This is a genomic window from Larkinella punicea, assembly GCF_003334855.1.
Taxonomy (GTDB): Bacteria; Bacteroidota; Bacteroidia; order Cytophagales; family Spirosomataceae; genus Larkinella; species Larkinella punicea.
The window spans coordinates 12,060-31,094 of the sequence record NZ_QOWE01000016.1 but is presented as its reverse complement, the minus strand read 5'-3'; the positions used below and the strand labels follow the sequence as shown (position 1 = coordinate 31,094).

Genomic DNA, 19,035 nt, shown 5'->3' with positions numbered 1-19,035 from the left:
CGAATTAAACTAACACACTCGATTTTACTTGAATACCATGAAAAAACGCTTTTTCCTGGCCGGGATTTTTGTGGCCATTCTGTTTGGTTTTCATGCAAAAAGCCAGACTGCTGAAGTCAAATACGACGAAACGGGCTGTCTCTATACGAGTTACAACGGTTTGGTCATGGCGGGTTACCAGGGCTGGTTTGCCGCCCAGGGCGATGCGTCCGACCGGGGCTGGCATCATTATCAGAAACGGGGGAAATTCGAGCCGGGGTATGCGTCGATTGATTTTTGGCCGGACGTAAAAGAGTATCCCAACACCTACAAAACCGCTTTTCAATATGCCGACGGAGAAAACGCAGCGGTTTATAGTCCCTACGACGAAACCAGTGTCGATCTGCATTTCAAATGGATGAAGGACTACGGCATCGACGGCGTGTTCATGCAGCGGTTTTTGTCCGAAATCAAGTCCGAGAAAGGCAAACGACATTTCAATAAAGTGTTGGCGAATGCCCTGAAATCAGCGAAAAAACACCAGCGGGCACTCTGCATCATGTATGACCTCAGCGGTTCGACGTCGGCGGACATGGACATTTTGGTGAACGACTGGAACGAGTTGCAGCAACTTTTTGCGCTGTTCAATAATAAGGAGAATCCGACGTATCTGCGACACAATGGCAAACCGCTGCTGGCCATCTGGGGCGTTGGGTTTAATGATAACCGGCGGTATACCGTCGCCGATATTCAGGGTCTGGTGGAAAAAGTAAAAGGTCCGACCAAAAAAACATCGGTTTTGCTGGGTGTGCCGTATTACTGGCGAACGATGACGAAAGACACCGAACCGTCGGAACTGCTGCACCCGCTGATTAAAAGTGTGGATGTCATCATGCCGTGGGCGGTGGGGCGTTATAATCCCGCAACCTACGCGACGGTTTCGGGCAATACACTGGCGGGTGACGTGGCCTGGTGCAAAACCAACAACGTGGATTATGTGCCGCTGGTGTTTCCCGGTTTTAGTTGGGGAAATCTGAAAAATAGCCCGAGTGTTTATAACCAGATTCCGCGGCTGAAAGGTGATTTTCTGTGGAGTCAGGTTGCAGGGGCGAAGCAGGCCGGAGCGCAAAGCTTATACGTCGCGATGTTCGACGAAGTAGACGAAGGAACGGCGATTTTCAAAACCAGAAAAGAAGGCGAATTACCGCTGAACGGCGATGGCAAATTTGTCGGCATCGAACCCGATCTGGATTCTGATTATTACCTGTGGCTGACTGGTCAGGCCACCCACTGGTTTCACGGAAAAAAGGGCTATACGGTCCAAAAACCGGTCAGGAAGAAATAGAAAGCGGCCTTACGAAAATTCGTAGAAACTCCGATTGGCCGACTCGCGTAGTGACGCATACGACGCATCGTGGAGCTTCCGCATCATAAAACCGTGTTCCCGCAGAAAATGTAGATTAAATTTCCGAATCAGGCGGTGGTGGGACACTTCCGGGCTTTCGACGTGCTTAATGACGTAATTCGGAAAATACCCGTAAACCTCTTCCGGGGCAATGCTGAACGGCGCCGTGTTCATAGCCGGCGCATATTCCAGTGTGTTCAGAAAATACTCCGTTCCCGGGGCGGTCAGTGTTTCCATTTTTTGCAGGTACGCCACCCGCAGGGGAAGCGGTAACGCCACCAACGAAGCCCGGTCGTAAACGAGGTCAATCTCACCGACTTCTTCGGGCGTTAAGGCGAACAGATCTTTGCAGAAAATGGTCAGATTGTTCGAGATATACCGCTCCCCGACTTTTTCATACGCAAGCTGGTTTTCCGCAAAAAACTGCAGGATCACCTTCTCGACCTTCTCCACACCCACGACGCGTTCCGCAAATTGACTGAAATACACCAGGTCGAGCGACCGGCCGCAGAGCGGCACAAAAATCGACTTTTCCATCAACGCAAACGGCGTCAGGTGTTTCAGTACGTACGGGTGAACGTCCTGGCGGTGGAAGCGGGTGTTCGAATCTTCCCACGATTCTGCCCAGGCTTGCTTTTCCATTAGTACGTGTTGTTGTTGTTCTTGTTGTTCAGTAGTTGTTGTTGCTGTGTCTTTCGACGCTACAAAGGTGGTGGATGGCGCGGCTTTTTTTTAGAGGGAATTTACGGATTCTTAAAAACAGGTACTTCTACGTAATGAAAGCGATGTAAAACAAAACCGCCGTCACAACAAGCCTGAAAGGCTTGCCTATGAATAACCCTGGGTGTAACCCGGGGCAGGCGCACGGATGAGGAGGGGATCGGTAAGCTAGGGGGCGACTTCCAGTTTCAAAATCCGGTTATTAACCGTTCCGTTCGTAATAACGGGTTCGTCGTAGTAGTGAACCCGCATGTGCATCCCGTCGCGAATGGGAATCCGAATCGCATTATTATTTTGGAAACCGGCCGCGCTGCCTCCACCCCGGATGTAGTAACCAAACTTGACGGTGTCGACCATAAAGCTTTCATAATGGTAGTTTTGCCACTTGTTACTGGCATCTTTATCGCGCCAGATTTTCTCCCAATAGCCCGTTACGGTCCCTTCGACTTTCAGGCAATCAGGTGCTTCCAATTTGCTCTTCAGGTGGTTGTAATCAAAAAAAGGTATTCCGAAAGTTACCACAGAGAGGCCGCAGGTGACAAAAAGGAGTATCTTCCGGTGTTTCCAGGAACGGAAAAAAAGAAAAACAATCAGCGTGGCGGCAACGAATCCGGCGGAAATATACGCCCAGAACCACTCTTCGTAGCCTTGGGCAGCGATGTCGTAAATCGTACGGTATTGCATATAGTGGTTAAAGGCGGGAAGATGCTTCTTCCGTTTTGGGTACCAGTACTGGATCAGCTCCCAAGGCCTTTGCCACTAAAAAGACGCTGATGAGCGTCAACACTGCACCCATGAGAAAGGGCGCTCCCGGAAAATACACCGGCGCTTCGGGTTTGGTAAAATACGCAAACAAATGCGTCATTAGCAAGGGGCCAACGATGGAAGTCATGCTCGCCAGACTCGTCAGGGCACCCTGCAGTTCGCCCTGTTCGTTAGGCGGCACCTGCGACGAAATGAGCCCCTGAACCGCCGGCCCTGCCAAACCGCCCAGCGCATACGGAATCATAAACGCAAACATCATCCATCCCTGCGTGGCAAACGCAAACAGCGTAAACCCAATGATGGAGAAGCTCATCCCGGTGAAAACCGCCTTTCGCTGCCCCAGTTTCGGAATGGCCACCCGAATCAAACCGCCCTGAACGATGGCCACCGTCAGTCCGATGAAGCCGAGTGAATAGCCTACCCACGTTTCGTTCCAGCGAAATTTTTCGATGACATAATACGTCCAGGTCGATTGGGGTGCCTGACCGGCAATATACAGCAACACCATCGTGCTGACCAGACCCAGGATGGTTGGATACCGCTTCAACCGGGCCAGCGAACCGATTGGATTGGCCCGTTTCCACTCAAAAGCCCGGCGGTGTTCCTGAGGCAACGATTCCGGGAGGATGAAATACCCGTAGATAAAATTCAGGAGCGACAGCCCCGCCGAAATCATGAAGGGAACCCGGCTGCCATACTGACTGAAAACTCCGCCGATGATGGGGCCAACGATGAAACCTAACCCAAAAGCCGCGCCGACCAGCCCGAAGTTCTGCGCTCGTTTTTCCGGTGGACTGACGTCGGCAATGTAGGCCGATGCCGTGGTGAAACTGGCTCCGCAAATACCGGCAATAAACCGGGCCACAAACAGCCAGGCAATGGTGGGCGCGAAGGCACAAAAGACGTAATCGAGGCCTAGGCCAAAGAGCGAAATCAGCAATACCGGCCGTCGGCCAAAGCGGTCGCTCAATCCGCCCAGGATTGGGGAAAACACAAATTGCATGATGGCGTACGAAAACGTAAGCCAGCCGCCGTATTGCGATGCCTCACTGAGGTCTCCGCCGGTCAGTTCTTCAATCAATCGGGGAACAATCGGAGCGATCACGCCAATGCCCGTGCAGTCAATCAGAATGGTAATGAAGATGAACGTCAGCGCCCGGTTGCGTTGTGGAGCCATGCGGTAAAATTTTGCCCAAAGTTACGGCTTTCTGCCCATTTTTGTCACGAACTTGCCGAAACCATTCATTCCGACGATGACAACACTCGAAAACGACTTTATTAAAGTGAGTATCCGTTCCCAGGGGGCTGAACTGACGTCCATTTATAACAAACGAACTGGTATCGAACACCTCTGGCAGGCCGATCCGGCGGTTTGGGGCTGGCACGCGCCGAATTTATTTCCGGTGGTGGGCGGCTGCCTCGACAACCAGATTATCGTCGATGGAAAACCGTATCCGATGGAGCGGCACGGGTTTACGCGGCAGTCCGAATTTACAGTCATTGAAGCCACGCCGACGAAAGCCTGTTTCTCCCTGAAATCCAACGAAAAAACGCGGGCGGGTTATCCCTATGAATTTGATTTCCAGATCGAATACCAGATCGATAACCAGGTGCTGACGCTTATTTACCGCGTGATCAATCGGGAAGACAAGCGGATGTATTTCTCCGTGGGCTCGCACCCGGCGTTTGCGGTGCCGTTTTTTCCGAACGAAAAATACGAGGATTATTACCTGGAATTTCAGAACGAAGAACCGCTGGAACGTCATATGCTGTCGACCAAAGGCTATTTTACGGGCGAAACCGAGCCGGTTTTGACCGTCGACAAGCAGTTGCCGCTGACGGCCGACTTATTCAATGACGACGCGCTGGTGTTTAAAAATCTGGCTTCCCGGAGCGTGACGATCCGGAGCCGTAACCACGATCAGGCCGTAACGGTTAGCTTTCCGGCGTTTCCGTATCTGGGCATTTGGGCCAAACCGGGCGGGAAGTTCGTCTGCATCGAACCCTGGCTGGGCTGTGCCGACCGCGAGGGAACGCCCGTGCCGTTTGAGGAAAAAGAAGCCATTCAGCACGTTGAACCGAATGGATTGTTTGAAACCGGGTATACGATTGGGGTATAAAAAAAGTGGCCGGAGATCAGTTGATCCCCGGCCACCTCACTCAATAGAGTTAAGCTTATTTCTGCTCCGTCAGCAGGTTGAAGAATTCGTCCAGTTTCGGCAACAGAACGATTTCGGTCCGGCGGTTGGCCTGACGTCCTTCTTCTGTGGTGTTATCTTCTTTCGGGATAAATTCCGAACGACCACCCGCCGTTAAGCGGGCCGGAGCGACGCCAAACTGCGTTTGCAGCAAACGAACTACCGAAGTAGCGCGCATCACGCTCAAATCCCAGTTATCTTTTAGGAATTGCGTCGAGATCGGGTACACATCCGTGTGGCCTTCGACCAGAACATCCAGGTTGCGGTGGTCGTTGATCACCTGCGCTACTTTACCCAATACCGTCTCCGCTTGTTTGTTCAGCACGTAGCTGGCCGAAGGGAACAGCATTTTGTCGGAAATAGAAACGTATACAACGCCTTTTTTCACTTCCACCTGTACATCGCTGTCGTTGATGTCGGACAGAGACCGTTTCAGGTTTTTCACCAATAACAAATTGATAGAATCTCTTCTTTGGGCAGAAGAAGACACATTCGAGAGCGTTTCGAGTGACCGACGGATGCTTTCGGCACCCGCTTTGCTAACAATGGAAAGATCCGCCATCCGGTCCAACAGGTTCGTGTTGGTTTTTTTCAGGTAATCCAACTGACTCTGCAAATCGGTAATCTGACCGTTTTTGGTAAGCAGTTCCGCGTCTTTGGTTCCGATGGTGCTTTGCAGACTGGCCGTTTTTTTGGCGCAATCTTCCAATTCCATTTTTACTTTATCATGAACGGTTTGCAATTCAGCTAATCGCTTTTTGCTTTTGCAGGAGGTTATTACGGTTAAGAGGGCAATGGCAAACAGGAAATTTTTCATATTTTTTGTTAGGGATAATAAAATTATTTAGGGTTAACGCTAAAGCTCTGCAAGTTACGAAGCAAATAGGGAAGGTAACAAATGGATTTTTGCATTATTTCTCTTTTTAAGCTTTTTCTAATTATTCGGTCTTTTAAAACCGCGTCAGGGCTTTTTCTGAGACCGTCAGCCCGATGGACAACGAAGAGGTTGCCGCCGGAGAAGGCGCGTTGCAGACGTGAATCGCCCGGTCGGTTTCCAGAATCGCAAAGTCGTCGAGCAAGCCACCGGTCCGGTCGCAGGCCTGAGCGCGGACGCCCGAACCGCCTTCCATGAGGTCGTTTTCCTGAATTTCCGGGATCAATTCCTGCAAGGCTTTCGTAAATGCCGATTTGGAAAAAGACCGGTACATTTCGCCCAGCCCCGTTTCCCAGTATTTGGCGGCTACTTTCTGAAAACCGGGCCAGCTCAGGGTTTCATATATTTCCTTCAAATTGATGTCCGACTTCCGGTAGCCCTCCCGCTGAAACGCCAGAACCGCATTCGGCCCGGCTTCGACACCGCCGTGAACCATTCGCGTAAAATGAACGCCGAGAAAGGGGAAATTAGGGTCCGGAACCGGATAAATCAGGTTCCGAACGAGGTATTCTTTCTCGGGCCGGATCTTGAAATATTCACCCCGGAAAGGAATAATCCGGACGTCAATCTCCTGTCGTTGGGTGAGTTGCGCAATTTTGTCGGAATACAGCCCGGCGCAGTTGATGACCAGCTTCGTTTCGTAGGTGGCCCGGTCGGTCAACACCACCGAGAGCGTGTTGCCCGGTGTGATCTGGGTCACTTTCTCGCCGAGCCGAATTTCTCCGCCCAGTTCGCGCAGCTTTTCGGCGTATTTCTCGCACACCTGCACGTAGTCGATAATACCGGTTTGCGGCACCCACATCCCTTCAACGCCCCGAACGTGCGGTTCAATTTCGTGCATTTCGGACAGCGTCAGCTTTTTGAGTCCTTCCAGACCGTTCTGCTGCCCGCGCTGGTATAAATTGTCCAGAAGCGGTACTTCCTCCGGTTTGGTAGCCACCACGATTTTGCCGCAAAGTTCATACGGAACATTTTCCTGTTCGCAGAATTCGAGCAGCATCCAGTAACCGCGAATGCAGTTGGTCGCTTTCAGGCTGCCCGGTTTGTAATACAGCCCCGAATGAATAACGCCACTGTTGTGGCCGGTCTGGTGGGCCGCCAGCCGGTTTTCTTTCTCGATGACGGTGACCGAAAGGCCGGGCCGCTGGCGCTTGATTTGCAGGGCCGTCGCCAGCCCGACAATCCCGCCCCCGATGATAATGATGTCATTCATGTCGCTTTACTTTAGGAGGATGAAACATCATAAAAACAGAATAATAAATGTAAAATGATGAATATCAAATGTAAAAGTGTTTTATGAGTGCCAGGCCCTTTTACATTTGATATTCATCATTTTACATTTATTATTTTTTAGCAAAAGTAACCCGCTCACTGCTTAATTCGGAAATGAAACTTTGCCCATTGACACCGTTGGAACGCCCTGCCGATTGCCGAACGATGTAAAGCCACCCGCGACGGCTTCGTTTGCCAAAACCGCAAACAGAATGGCTTCTTTGGCATCACCGGAAATGCCCAGTTCGTCGGTGTTGGCGAAGCGGCAGTCGGGCAATAATTCCTGAATGGCACCGGTCAAAACCGGGTTGTGCATGCCGCCCCCGCTGCGGTAAACGACATACGAATCCCCCGGTTTGATCACGGTTTGAATCGCTTCGGCAATGGTTTCCGCGCTAAACCGGGTCAGGGTCGCAATCAGATCTTCGGGCGTCAGGCCTTTGCCGGTCTGGCTGCGTTGCAGCGCCTGTTCGACGTAATCGGGGTTAAATACTTCCGGTCCTGTAGTTTTTGGGAAGGGAGCCTTGAAAAACGAATCTTTTTTCAACATTTGTACTAAATCCTGATTCACGGTTCCACTGGCGGCAATTCGGCCCTCGGCGTCGTATGGTTTATTGAAAAGCTGTCGCGTAAAAGCGTCGATGAGCGTGTTGCCGGGGCCGGTATCGGTCGTAAACACTTCGTTGGCGTTCAGGTTTCCCGGCAGATAGGTAAAATTGGCAATCCCGCCCATGTTGAGCATCAGGCGGTTTTCGTCTTTCTTTGAAAAAATAAAATAATCGCCATACACCGCCAGCGGAGCGCCTTCGCCCCCTTTGGCAATGTGTTTCTGGCGAAAATCACTGAGGGTGATAATGCCCGTGGTCACGGCAACGTGGTCACCGTCACCGATTTGGAGCGTTGCATTCGGGAATTGATCAAGTTTATGCTGGCTTTTGGGCGCGTGAAAAACCGTTTGGCCGTGGCTGGCCACCAGATCGACGTCGTTGGCCGTCAGGTTCCAGTGGCGGAGGCAGTCGGTCACCATTTGGCCGTGTAATTGCCCAATCCAGGCGTTGAGCAGACACAGATGCTGAAAATCAATTTCTTTTTTGGCAAAAACTTTCCGTATTTCCGCCTTCAGGTCGTCGGTATACGGAACGGTCTCGAAATGGGTGAGCGACACGTCGGTTCGGGGGCCAAAGCCTTTAATACGGCAAAAGGCCACGTCCAGACCGTCCATCGAAGTGCCCGACATCAGCCCGACGATCCGGCGTTCCGGGCGTTGGGCCAGTTCATAAAGGTGTTGTATCTGGATATTCATGAAATAGGAGCGAGAATCCCCGCGCTTTTAGCGGACATCGCGTAGGATGGGGCGGAAAGCGACCGGAGTAAGCCGAACCTTCCGGTGAAACCTAAATTTTCAATAATTGAAAGATTTTTCATGTCTTAATGCTGTGAAACTGACTGCCAAAATCAAACTGCTACCCACCTCTGAACAGGCGCAAAACCTGCTTGATACGCTTGTTCGAGCCAATCAGGCCTGCAATGCTTTGAGTGAAATGGCCTGGGAGAATAAACAGTTTAAGCAGTTTGGGCTTCACAAACTGGCCTACTACCCCATTAAAGAACAGTTCGGGCTTTCGGCGCAAATGATCGTCCGGTGCATTGCTAAGGTGGTGGATGCCTACAAACTGGATAAGAAAACCAAACGGGAACTGCGACCAACCGGGGCTATTGCCTACGACTCCCGCATCCTTTCGTACAACACTAAAAAGAAAACCGCTTCGATCTGGACGTTGACCGGACGTGAAGCTATTCCGTATGTTGGTGGTGAGCATAACGAAGACCTTTTGAAGTTTCAGCAGGGCGAATCGGATTTGCTGTACCGCAAAGGCAAGTGGTTTTTGTTGGCCACCTGCGATGTGCCCGATGAGCAAACCTTTAGGATTGATTCTATCTTGGGCGTCGATCTTGGCATTGTCGATCTGGCAACAGATTCGGACGGTCAACGGTTTGCTGGCTCCGAAATCCGCAAATACAGAAAGAAGCGTTCGGCAATCCGGGCCAGTGTTCAGGCCAAAAAGAATGCGAAGGCTTCTAAGTCTACCATTAAGAATACCCGGCGTTTGCTTAAACGAATCAGTAAAAGAGAGCGAACGACCTCTACCATCATTAATCACACGATTAGTAAAAGACTGGTTGAAAAAGCCCAATCTTCTGGTCGTGGCATTGCGTTGGAGAACTTGAAAGGCATACGGGATCGAACCGTACCACGGCTCCGCAAGAAACAACGTAGTGAACATAGTTCGTGGCCATTCTTTCAATTGCGTCAGTTTATTGCCTACAAAGCGCAATTGGCTGGTGTTCCTTTGGTAATTGTTCCACCGGCTTACACGAGTAAAACCTGTCACGAATGCAACCACCTTGGACACCGTTCCGGCAAGTCCTTTATATGTACAAACTGCGGTAATCGTTGCGATGCTGACCATAATGGTGCTCGTAATATTGCCGCTGTCGGGGCTAGTGTAACTTGGCCTGAAAACTCGACTCTGTATTGCGCGTTGCATCGGTGTTAGGGTTAAAGCCGCCTTGCTTTAGCTGGCGGATTAGTTACAGCGCGGGAACAAGTTGGCAAAAGTACCAACTTGAAACTGTAAATCGAAACGTGAACCACGACAACCGAAACAGTAATTAGTGATGTGGCTGGGAGAAGAACAGTTTGATTTTTTTGAGGGGGTATTTTTCCAGACGCTGGGCCGATCGGTCGAGGTGTTGGAAGCCCGGTTTTTGGTGGGTGGTAATGTCAACACGGCTGCGCAGGTTTTTTCGTCGGAAGGGCTGTTTTTCGTGAAATGGAACCCCGAAGAGAATGCCGACATGTTTGAGTGGGAAGCGCGCGGGCTGGACCTGCTCCGGTCGACGGAAGCCATCTACATTCCCGAAGTCATTGGCTACGGAAAATACCGCGACAAGACCTATCTGGTGCTCGAATACATTGATCCGGTCGTGCCTAAAACCGACTACTGGGAATCATTCGGGCAGTCGCTGGCGTTGTTACATTCACACACGCAGTCCAAATTCGGATTACACTTTGATAATTACATCGGTTCGCTGCCGCAAAGCAACACATTAACAGACAACGGAATCACATTTTACATCGAACAGCGTCTTCAGCCGCAGGCCGGTATGGCTCTCTACAAAGGACTTATTTCGAAAGAGTTATACACTAAATTTCAAAAATTATACCAACGGCTTCCTGATTTATTACCGGTTGAACGTCCGGCCTTGTTACACGGTGATTTGTGGTCGGGCAATGTGATGGTGAACGAACAGGGCGACGCAGCCCTCATCGACCCGGCGGTTTATTACGGTTTGCGCGAAGCCGAACTGGCGTTTACGACGCTTTTCGGCGGTTTCGATGAACGGTTTTACGATGCCTACGATGAAGCGTTTCCGATGGAAGACGGTTTTCAGGAGCGAATCCCGATTTACAATTTGTATCCGTTGCTGGTGCATCTCAACCTGTTTGGAACGGGTTATCTCAGTGGGATTGAGCGGGTGTTGAACCGTTTCTAGACCGGGATTTAGCTGATTTTTCTGATTTAATTGATAAAAATAATCAGAAACAGAGATTTTGATCTGTTCGCCTGACTTATGAAAATCAGTTGAATCAGAAAAATCAGCTAAATCCCGGTTTAGATTATTTTTTATTATATGGAAATCACATCCTTCGAAGATTTTAAGCTCAATAAACAGTTGCTGACGGCGGTCGCGGAAGCGGGCTATGAGCAGCCTACCCCCATCCAGCAGCAGGCGATTCCGCTGGCGATGGCGGGGCATGATGTGCTGGGCATTGCACAGACCGGCACCGGCAAAACGGCGGCATACCTGCTGCCGCTGCTGATGAAAATCAAATACGCGCAGGGTCAACACCCCCGGGCCTTAATTCTGGCGCCCACGCGCGAGCTGGCGATGCAAATTGACGCGGCCATTACGGAACTCGCTAAATACACCGACATCCGGCATATGGCGCTCTACGGCGGAATTGGCCCGAAAGCGCAGATTGAAGCCGTTCAGAAAGGTGTCGATATTCTGGTGGCAACGCCGGGGCGGTTTTCGGACCTCTATTCGCGGGGCGAAATCGTGGTGAAGCAACTGGCGACGATGGTGATGGATGAAGCCGATAAAATCATGGATATGGGGTTCATGCCGCAGATTCGGAAAATTCTGGAAGTCATCCCGGTAAAACGGCAGAACATGCTGTTTTCTGCTACCTTCCCACCCAAAGTAGAGGAACTGTCTTACGAATTTCTGGAGTTCCCGATGCGGGTCGAGGTGACGCCCCAGGCATCGACCGCCGATATGGTGACGCAGAAAATCTACGCCGTTCCTAATTTCAGAACCAAAATCGACCTGCTGGCGTATCTCATGAGTTTCGAAGCCGCCAGCCGGGTAATTGTGTTTGCGCGCTCCAAAGAAACCGCCAACAACATCTATAAATTTTTGGCCCGAAAAGTCATTGCCGACGACCGGATTCGCGTTCTGCACGCCAACAAAGGCCAGAACACGCGGATCAATTCGATGGAAGCCTTCAAGGAAGGCAACATCCGGGTGCTGGTGACCACCGACGTGACGGCGCGGGGCATCGACGTCAACCTGGTGAGTCACGTCATCAATTTCGATGTGCCGCTGATTTACGAAGATTACGTCCACCGGATCGGGCGGACGGGCCGCGCCAACCATACCGGCGAAGCCATCACGTTTGTAACGATGGCGGAAGAGTACCATATCCGGCAGATTGAGAAAATTATCCGGATGCAGATTCCGCGCGAACCCATCCCGGACGCTGTGCCGATTACCGAAACCCCGTTCGAAGAACAGCAGGACTTTTTGCGGGAGATCGACGACCAGCGGAAAAAGGAAGATCCAACGTTTAAAGGAGCTTTTCACGAGAAAAAAGGGATTCCCGTCAAAGGGCGTACCAATTCAAGCAAAACAGGGCCCACCCGCAGTACGTCGACGCGCGGAAAAGCGCCCAAAAGTCCGGCAGCCCGCAGTGGCAAACCCAAAACCGGCCCACCCCGTCGTCGGAAGACGTAACCGTTTTTCAATATTTTGTACTAAATTGAATCCCCCTACGTTTTATAGGGGTTAGTACGTTGAACGTCACATGAATAATCGGACAAAAGGAATACGGTTTTTCGGTCTTTTGCTTTGCCTGCCTCTGGGCGTTTTTGCACAGACCGGATCACTGGTAAGTTCTGCCCGGAAGGTCGAAGCCGGTAAGAGTGATACCGTTGTTGAGGTTTCCAAAGAACCCAACCGCACAGTAGCTAACCCCATGGTGACGCCTTTGTTTGGAGAACAGGCAAAATCGGCCAAGCATATCGACTGGGAAGTGCGGTTTTTGAACGAATGCGACCAGAGTTTTGCCAACCGGAAGGAAGCGAGCCAGTTTTTCTCGACCCGCGCCTGGGAATACCTGACGGAAGGGCAACTGGACACGGCGACCTACCGCTTTAATCTGGCCTGGTTGCTGGACGACAAAAATTCTGATACGTATTGGGGGCTGGGTGTCATCAGCTACCAGCAAAACAAAATGCCCGAGTCGATTCGGCTCCTGAAAAAAGGGCTGGCCGTGGCCGACAGTAACGCCGTTCTGATGACCGACCTCGCCACGGTAGAACTCAAACAGTACAAGGAAAACAAAGATGCCGAATTGCTCGAAGACGCCATTTCGGTACTCAACAAAGCACTTCAATACGACGTAACGAACGCCAATACCTTCATGCGGTTGTCGTGGGCCAATTTTTCCAAGGGGGATTATTCCGCAGCCTGGGAGAACCTGCACAAAGGCCGCGCACTGGATCTCGGCGCCGTTGACTTCGTCTATCTCCAGGAACTCCGCGAGAAAATGCCCGATCCCAAAGGCTTTTTCAAATAAATATCCAGCGACTTTAGGGCCTTTTTGGTTTCAAAAATTAACAATTTTTGAGGGCTACAAGATGAATCATCCCTACGGGATTCATTTCTCTATAATGCGGACGTGGTTTCTACAAAATGGACCATCCCTACGGGATTTGTCGGATTTGATTTCCCCTTTTTGGCGGGTTAAAACCTATTGCTACATGCGGGATTATCGAATCCAATAAATCCCGTAGGGATGATTCATCTTGTAGCCCCCGGTAAAACCGGGGGGGCGAGAAACCAGGTGAGTCTAAAATCCCGTAGGGATGACCGATGAAAGGCCAAAGAACTAAAAGTCAATTAGCCCGGGCGGGGGCAGGTACATTAAACTTCTGTAAGTAATACCGGATCGTCCGACCAATCAGAATGCCCCCAATAACCCCCGGTAACACCCAGGCTGCGATGTCGATCATGAAATGATGGTCGGGCAAATACCGGGTATTGACCACCGCGAAAGCCGTTAGTGTGGCAATGTAAGAACCGCACATGCGGCTGATATGCCCAAAGAACCACTCCATTTTGCCGTACCGGGCTTTTTCCGGATTGTGGAATAACCGGACATCGTAGAGGGCATTGAAAAATAGAAGACCGGCAAAGAAGAAATAGAGGATGCCGAATGTGGAAATACGGCCCGTCGAAAACCAGCCCACAACCGCCTGAACGCTCAGCCCGAACATGACCAGCGACGCGCCCAAAGCCACATACGCGGCAAGCTGATCGGTTACGGTCAACCGGTTTTGTGCTTTTTTAAGCCGGAGAATGCGTCGGCCGGAAAAACAGAAGTAAAAACTCAGGATCGCAATAAACAGCAGGAACAGGGTGCTGGGTTTGAAGAAAACCAGGTAAACCGCCGTCAGGCATACTGCGGCCATGCACCAGTAAAACACCAGCCCGGTGAGTTTGTGCAGGCGACCCCCTTTTTGGGATACCATAGGAACAATGCCCACCAGCAAGGCCTGGAAACCCGCCGTGATGTGGACAATCAACATGAGTTTTAACAAGAGATTCATGACTCCGAAAGCGTTTAGTTTGGTTCGATTCGTTGAAACAAACCTACGTGGAGCCGTCAAACCGGGCAAATCAGCGGGGTGTATAGCGGTTTTTTGGGGCGTTTGGTAACCTTCGGGGAATTTGGCAAAGCGGCTGGGACGTTTGGCAAAGGCTCAGGCCATCGATTTGAGTTGGGCCACCAGCGTATCGTTGTATTTCCGGGCCACCGGTATTTGGAAATCGCCGTCGTGCAGATGAAGTTTGTAGCCCTGCGCGTTGCCCGTCACCTTTTCCACTTTTTCCAAATTGATAATATACGACCGGTGGCACCGCACCAGAAAGGCGTTGCCGGTAAGCTGCGTTTCCAGTCGGCTGAGGCTACTGCGAAGCAGCGTTTTGACGGGCTGGTTGTTTTTCAAATACACCACCGTCGAGTAATTGTCACTGGATTCGATGTAGAGCAGATCGGCGGGTGGGAAGCTGACGATATCCTTTTCGTTTTCGGCCGTTAGCGTGATCAAAACCGGTTGGACAGACTCCGCGCCGGGAATTTCTGCGTGGTGTTCCCGAACCGGTATTTCCCGGGCGGCCTGCTGGTATTTTTTGAGTTTGAGAATATAGTTGACCAGCACAGACCCCGCCGAAGGAAAGATGCCAATCACAAACGTCACGACAATCATCCCAAACAACTCAATCGCGTAGATGGGATTGGCAATCAGTGCATTGATGTAGAAGTAGTTGACCAGCCCGATCAACGTAATGTGGGCGGTTATCCAGAGAATTTCGCGCCCCACCGTCCAGCGTTCGTTGGTGAAAAGCTTTGGGAGAAAAACCGGCAGAAGCAGGCTGAGACCGGCCGTCACCAGAAACGAAATTAGGCCAAACCCCAGGATTTTGACGGTTTTGTAAGGCGTTACCCAGCTATTCAGCCCAAAGGGTTGGAAAATCAGCAGAAACAATCCCACAAAAAACCCAATCCAGAACGCCTTGGCCCACCGCCGGCGAACCGGGTCTTCACAGGGATACGGTTGATTCAGTAGTTGCCACATACCAGACAAAAGAAGCTAGACAAGAGAGCAAAGACAAAAGAAAAAGTCTGTATTCTCTTGTCTAGCTTCTTTTGTCTATCAAAACACCTTCCAGTTCGAAATCTGTTGGATAAAATACGGAACAACGGGCGGATAGAGCAGAACAACGACGAAAATTCCGAAAATAGCGCCGTATAAGTGGGCATCGTGGTTGATTGTGCCGCGTCCGCGCCGGGATTCGTAGAACGAGTAGCCCATGTAGAGGGCGCCAAAAATAAAACCGGGTACACCAATGATGCCCATGAGGTAAATCTTTTCGGTGGGCTGGAACATAATCGCGCCAAACAGCAGTGCCGAGACGCCCCCCGACGCCCCCAGTGAATTGTAATTGGACTTATTCCGCTGCCGGATTAGGGTGGGAATGTCAGACACCACAATGGCGACCAGATAGAAAATCAGCAGATAAAGCGGGCCGGACGGGCCAAATAAGGAACCGAAAACCTGCTCGATCAGTGTTCCGAAAAAAAACAGCGTAAACATGTTGAACAGCAAATGGCTGAGGTCGGCATGAATGAACCCCGAAGTCAGAAGCCGGTACCATTGGCCCCGTTTGAGCACTTTTTGCGGGTTTAGAATCATACTGTCCAGAAAAGACTCGTTTCGCCAGGCGTAAAAGCTGACGAGTCCGGTAATGACGATAATGGCAAGCGTAACGGTCATAACGTGTTGTGGAGTAAGGAGTGGTGGGTACGGGCGGTTTTGTCAGCCTAGCTTTCCCGTTCAATAAGCTGTTTGGTAAAACCCAGCAGCAGGGCCTTCCGGACCGGATCGACCGAAAGTTGTTCGAAATTAGCAAAGCCCCGCGTAAAAAAGTCATTGATTCGGGCTTCCGTCAGTTGCCGAATGCCAAGCTGGTCGTAGATGGCGGTGACGGCCTGAACCTTTTCCTGCTTGTCAAACTCGGTAGCACTGAGCCAGCCGATGAGTTCATTTTTCAACGCGCCACTCGACTGTTGCAGGGCTTCGATGAGTAAAAACGTTTTTTTGTTGGCAATAATATCACCTCCAACCTGCTTTCCAAACTTCGCCGGATCACCGTAGACATCCAGCAAATCGTCTTTCAACTGAAACCCCAGACCGATGTTAATACCGCCTTCACGCAGCCGCTGGCTTTCCACATCGTCGGCTCCGGCAATGATGCTGCCCAGTTCGAGCGCAAAACCGAGTAAAACCGACGTTTTGAGCTTGATCATCTCGATGTATTCGTCTTCCGAGACATCCCAGCGGGTCTCAAAATTCATGTCGAGCTGTTGGCCTTCGCAAACTTCGGCGGCTGTGCGGTTGAAGCGGGCCAGCACTTTTTTCAAATACGGGGTTTCAACATCGAGCAGCAATTCGTAGGCATTGACCAGCATGACGTCGCCCGACAGAATGGCGATGTTATGATTCCATTTTTCATGCACCGTCGGCTGACCCCGGCGCAGGGGAGCCTGGTCCATGATGTCGTCGTGCATGAGCGTAAAATTGTGGAAAACTTCAACGGCCACGGCGGGTTTGAGGGCTTTTCGCCAGTCGTCGCCGAACAGGTAAGCGGCCATGAGGGTCAGCAGCGGTCGCATCCGCTTGCCGCCCAGGTTCATGATGTAACTGATCGGGTCGTATAATTCTGCGGGTTGCCGGCCGTATTTGGTTTGTTGAATCTCCTGATGAAGCGCTTCTAAAAAAACAAGCGGGTTGGTGGTTTGGGTCATGGCTCAAAAATACGGAAAACTGCCGGAATGGGAGTTAATAGTTGGGAGTTATGCGTGAAGAGTTTAGGAAATAGCCTGTGATTCAGATAGGATAAGATCAACTAAGTACTCCGTTGGTTGCAGGCCGTCGAGCCAGTGAATGCGTAAACCGTCGCGTTCCATTTTGCGGAAAAACGTCATCTGGCGCTTGGCAAACTGGTGGATGGCGGTTTCCAGCCGGGCGGTCATGGTCGCATAATCCAGTTCGCCGTGCAGATACTGCGTGATGAATTTATACTCCAATCCGTAAAAAATCAGTTTTTCGGCCGGAATCCCGCTTCCCAGTAAGCGTTGAACTTCGTCGATCAGGCCGTTTTGCAGCCGTTGGTGTAATCGGTCGGTGATTCGCTGCCGCCGAACGTCGACGGGTAAATCGATTCCAAAAACCACAGCGTCGGGTTGCGAAACCGGGGCCGACAGATCCGTTACCGGGTTTTCGGTTAAATACGTGGCAATTTCAATCGCCCGAATCAGCCGCTTGCGGGTGGATGTATCGGCCAGATTGCTATACTCGGAAGGAACGTGCCGAAACCGTTCGAGCAATTTGTCGTCAGTTTTCGTTTCCAGCTCCGTCCGCAAGGTCTGATTAACGGGAATGGCCGTATACCGGTGTCCTTTCAAAACCGCTTCGAGGTATAAACCGGTGCCGCCACAGAGGACCGGAACATGGCCCCGCGCCAGGATTCCGGGCAGAACGCGGTTGAAATCCTGCTGATACTGAAACAGATTGTAATCACTGCCCGCGTCGACGATATTGATGAGGTGATGCGGAATCGATTGACTATCAATTTGGTATTCATCCAGATCCTTGCCGGTTCCGATGTCCATGTCCCGGTAGACCTGCCGGGAATCCACGCTGATGATTTCACCGTTCATCCGCCGGGCAACATGAACCGCTAACCGGGTTTTGCCGCTCGCGGTCGGACCGAGGATGACGATGGTTTTTGGCATAGGTTAGGATCGGAACACGGATTAGGCGGATGGAACGGATGTACACGGATAAAATAAAAATCTGTTTTAATCCGTTCCATCCGCCTAATCCGTGTTCCGATAAATCTTCACAAATTTAATACTCCCCGCATTATAAACCGGAATATACCCGCTATCAGCCATCTCAATCTCCGTTAACCCGCCGGGTAACTGACTGGGATAATACCGGATCCACTCACCCGGACGAACCCAGAATTGGTTTGGTTCGGTGGTCTCCAGCCTTGCGAAACCTAGTTTCTCGTAACTCTGGCCGTTGGACCAGTCGCGGTCGGCGTAGGTCATGATGTCGTCGGGTTGAACGTCGGTCATGAAGGCTTTCAGCAGCTTGTCCAGTCCGCCGACGACCGTGCAGTTCAGGTGATTGGCAAACCGCACGAGTTCGACCGAGCGATGTGCTATCCCGTTGCGGGTGATCGAACGCGGATGGCTAAAAGTCGCAACGGCCACCAGCAGTTCCGTCGCGTTGGCAGGTTGTAGGGGAAAATCTGGCGACAGAACCCGAAAATACCGCGCGGGCAGAAACAAACCGTATTTGTATTTGGCGTTCGTTGCGACCTGCAAATGGTTTTCCTGCAAAAACCGCCCGGTCGTGGGTTTGTCGATGCGTCGAACCTGCGTCAGCCGGGCCGGAATCCGCTCGGAAATGCCCACCATCGCCCGAATCCGGGAAAGAACCATCGCCGGACGTTGCCGCCAGACATCCTCCCAAAGGTGAACCAACCGCCAGTTTTCGGACGAAAACCGGTCGGATAACTGCTGAAAAAAATACCGTACCTCCGTTTGCTGCCGAAGGCTGGAATAGGTCTCCAAGTCGATGCAGTGCAGAAGAAGAGAGGTGTCTGCAACGCGGAACAGGGAAAACGGCGTATTGACTGTTGTTTCGAACGGTGTTAGCGTCAGTTGGGCCGAAAGAAGCTCCTGAAAATCATGAGGAAATTTAATTGAGGTGTTTTCCAACGGATTGACGCAAAAAGTTGTCTATACGGCTACTATAACGAAGGAAGTAACCGGAAAA

The 19,035-nt window shown here is 51.2% G+C and carries 17 protein-coding genes and 1 pseudogene; 6 read left to right on the top strand and 12 right to left on the bottom strand.

Annotation, left to right across the window (positions count from 1 at the left end; all coding sequences use genetic code 11):
- The first annotated feature begins 37 nt into the window (after positions 1-37).
- Positions 38-1,324: a glycoside hydrolase family 99 protein gene (locus tag DUE52_RS19105; RefSeq protein ID WP_114407644.1), complete on the top strand. Its 1,287-nt coding sequence runs from the start codon at positions 38-40 to the stop codon at positions 1,322-1,324.
- 9 nt (positions 1,325-1,333) lie between these two features.
- Here the strand turns inward: DUE52_RS19105 and DUE52_RS19100 are convergent, their stop codons facing one another.
- The 3 genes and pseudogenes from DUE52_RS19100 to DUE52_RS19090 all read right to left on the bottom strand — a co-directional run.
- On the bottom strand, positions 1,334-2,026 hold the full coding sequence (locus DUE52_RS19100) for a class I SAM-dependent methyltransferase (RefSeq protein WP_114407643.1): 693 nt from the start codon (positions 2,024-2,026) through the stop codon (positions 1,334-1,336).
- Positions 2,027-2,272: 246 nt separating this feature from the next.
- Positions 2,273-2,788: a hypothetical protein gene (locus DUE52_RS19095; RefSeq protein WP_114407642.1), complete on the bottom strand. Its 516-nt coding sequence runs from the start codon at positions 2,786-2,788 to the stop codon at positions 2,273-2,275.
- A 7-nt stretch (positions 2,789-2,795) separates the two neighbouring features.
- Positions 2,796-4,052 (bottom strand): annotated as a pseudogene (locus DUE52_RS19090) (TCR/Tet family MFS transporter); the annotation flags it as partial.
- Between the two features lie 70 nt (positions 4,053-4,122).
- Between DUE52_RS19090 and DUE52_RS19085 the strand changes: the two are divergent.
- Complete coding sequence (locus tag DUE52_RS19085) at positions 4,123-4,989, top strand: aldose 1-epimerase family protein (protein ID WP_114407640.1); 867 nt, start codon at positions 4,123-4,125, stop codon at positions 4,987-4,989.
- Positions 4,990-5,044: 55 nt separating this feature from the next.
- Here DUE52_RS19085 and DUE52_RS19080 read toward each other — a convergent pair whose 3' ends face one another.
- From DUE52_RS19080 to DUE52_RS19070, 3 genes are all read right to left on the bottom strand, one after another.
- Complete coding sequence (locus tag DUE52_RS19080; protein WP_114407639.1) at positions 5,045-5,884, bottom strand: OmpA/MotB family protein; 840 nt, start codon at positions 5,882-5,884, stop codon at positions 5,045-5,047.
- Between the two features lie 133 nt (positions 5,885-6,017).
- Positions 6,018-7,214, bottom strand: a complete 1,197-nt coding sequence (lhgD, locus tag DUE52_RS19075) for an L-2-hydroxyglutarate dehydrogenase (protein ID WP_114407638.1) — start codon at positions 7,212-7,214, stop codon at positions 6,018-6,020.
- 162 nt (positions 7,215-7,376) lie between these two features.
- Positions 7,377-8,576, bottom strand: a complete 1,200-nt coding sequence (locus tag DUE52_RS19070) for an anhydro-N-acetylmuramic acid kinase (RefSeq protein WP_114407637.1) — start codon at positions 8,574-8,576, stop codon at positions 7,377-7,379.
- 133 nt (positions 8,577-8,709) lie between these two features.
- On the opposite strand from DUE52_RS19070, the gene DUE52_RS19065 reads away from it, so the two are divergent.
- The 4 genes from DUE52_RS19065 (at position 8,710) to DUE52_RS19050 (ending at position 13,199) form a co-directional block, all read left to right on the top strand.
- Positions 8,710-9,831, top strand: a complete 1,122-nt coding sequence (locus DUE52_RS19065) for an RNA-guided endonuclease InsQ/TnpB family protein (RefSeq protein ID WP_114407784.1) — start codon at positions 8,710-8,712, stop codon at positions 9,829-9,831.
- 121 nt (positions 9,832-9,952) lie between these two features.
- The gene (locus DUE52_RS19060) at positions 9,953-10,831 is read left to right on the top strand and encodes a fructosamine kinase family protein (protein ID WP_114407636.1); all 879 of its coding nucleotides are present in this window, start codon (positions 9,953-9,955) and stop codon (positions 10,829-10,831) included.
- A 138-nt stretch (positions 10,832-10,969) separates the two neighbouring features.
- Positions 10,970-12,355, top strand: a complete 1,386-nt coding sequence (locus tag DUE52_RS19055; protein WP_114407635.1) for a DEAD/DEAH box helicase — start codon at positions 10,970-10,972, stop codon at positions 12,353-12,355.
- A gap of 70 nt (positions 12,356-12,425) precedes the next feature.
- The gene (locus tag DUE52_RS19050; RefSeq protein WP_114407634.1) at positions 12,426-13,199 is read left to right on the top strand and encodes a tetratricopeptide repeat protein; all 774 of its coding nucleotides are present in this window, start codon (positions 12,426-12,428) and stop codon (positions 13,197-13,199) included.
- A gap of 319 nt (positions 13,200-13,518) precedes the next feature.
- Here DUE52_RS19050 and DUE52_RS19045 read toward each other — a convergent pair whose 3' ends face one another.
- The 6 genes from DUE52_RS19045 to DUE52_RS32460 all read right to left on the bottom strand — a co-directional run bounded on the left by DUE52_RS19045 (position 13,519) and on the right by DUE52_RS32460 (position 18,977).
- Positions 13,519-14,232 (bottom strand): DUF2306 domain-containing protein, encoded by a 714-nt coding sequence (locus DUE52_RS19045; protein ID WP_114407633.1) that lies wholly within the window; start codon positions 14,230-14,232, stop codon positions 13,519-13,521.
- A gap of 153 nt (positions 14,233-14,385) precedes the next feature.
- Positions 14,386-15,261 carry a LytR/AlgR family response regulator transcription factor gene (locus tag DUE52_RS19040; protein ID WP_114407632.1) on the bottom strand — a complete coding sequence of 292 codons (876 nt, stop codon included), beginning with the start codon at positions 15,259-15,261 and terminating at the stop codon, positions 14,386-14,388.
- A 78-nt stretch (positions 15,262-15,339) separates the two neighbouring features.
- Positions 15,340-15,960 carry a rhomboid family intramembrane serine protease gene (locus tag DUE52_RS19035; protein WP_114407631.1) on the bottom strand — a complete coding sequence of 207 codons (621 nt, stop codon included), beginning with the start codon at positions 15,958-15,960 and terminating at the stop codon, positions 15,340-15,342.
- A gap of 47 nt (positions 15,961-16,007) precedes the next feature.
- Positions 16,008-16,991: a polyprenyl synthetase family protein gene (locus tag DUE52_RS19030; protein ID WP_114407630.1), complete on the bottom strand. Its 984-nt coding sequence runs from the start codon at positions 16,989-16,991 to the stop codon at positions 16,008-16,010.
- A gap of 63 nt (positions 16,992-17,054) precedes the next feature.
- Positions 17,055-17,981, bottom strand: a complete 927-nt coding sequence (gene miaA, locus DUE52_RS19025; protein ID WP_114407629.1) for a tRNA (adenosine(37)-N6)-dimethylallyltransferase MiaA — start codon at positions 17,979-17,981, stop codon at positions 17,055-17,057.
- Between the two features lie 84 nt (positions 17,982-18,065).
- On the bottom strand, positions 18,066-18,977 hold the full coding sequence (locus DUE52_RS32460; RefSeq protein ID WP_165840971.1) for a hypothetical protein: 912 nt from the start codon (positions 18,975-18,977) through the stop codon (positions 18,066-18,068).
- Between the last annotated feature and the right edge of the window lie 58 nt (positions 18,978-19,035).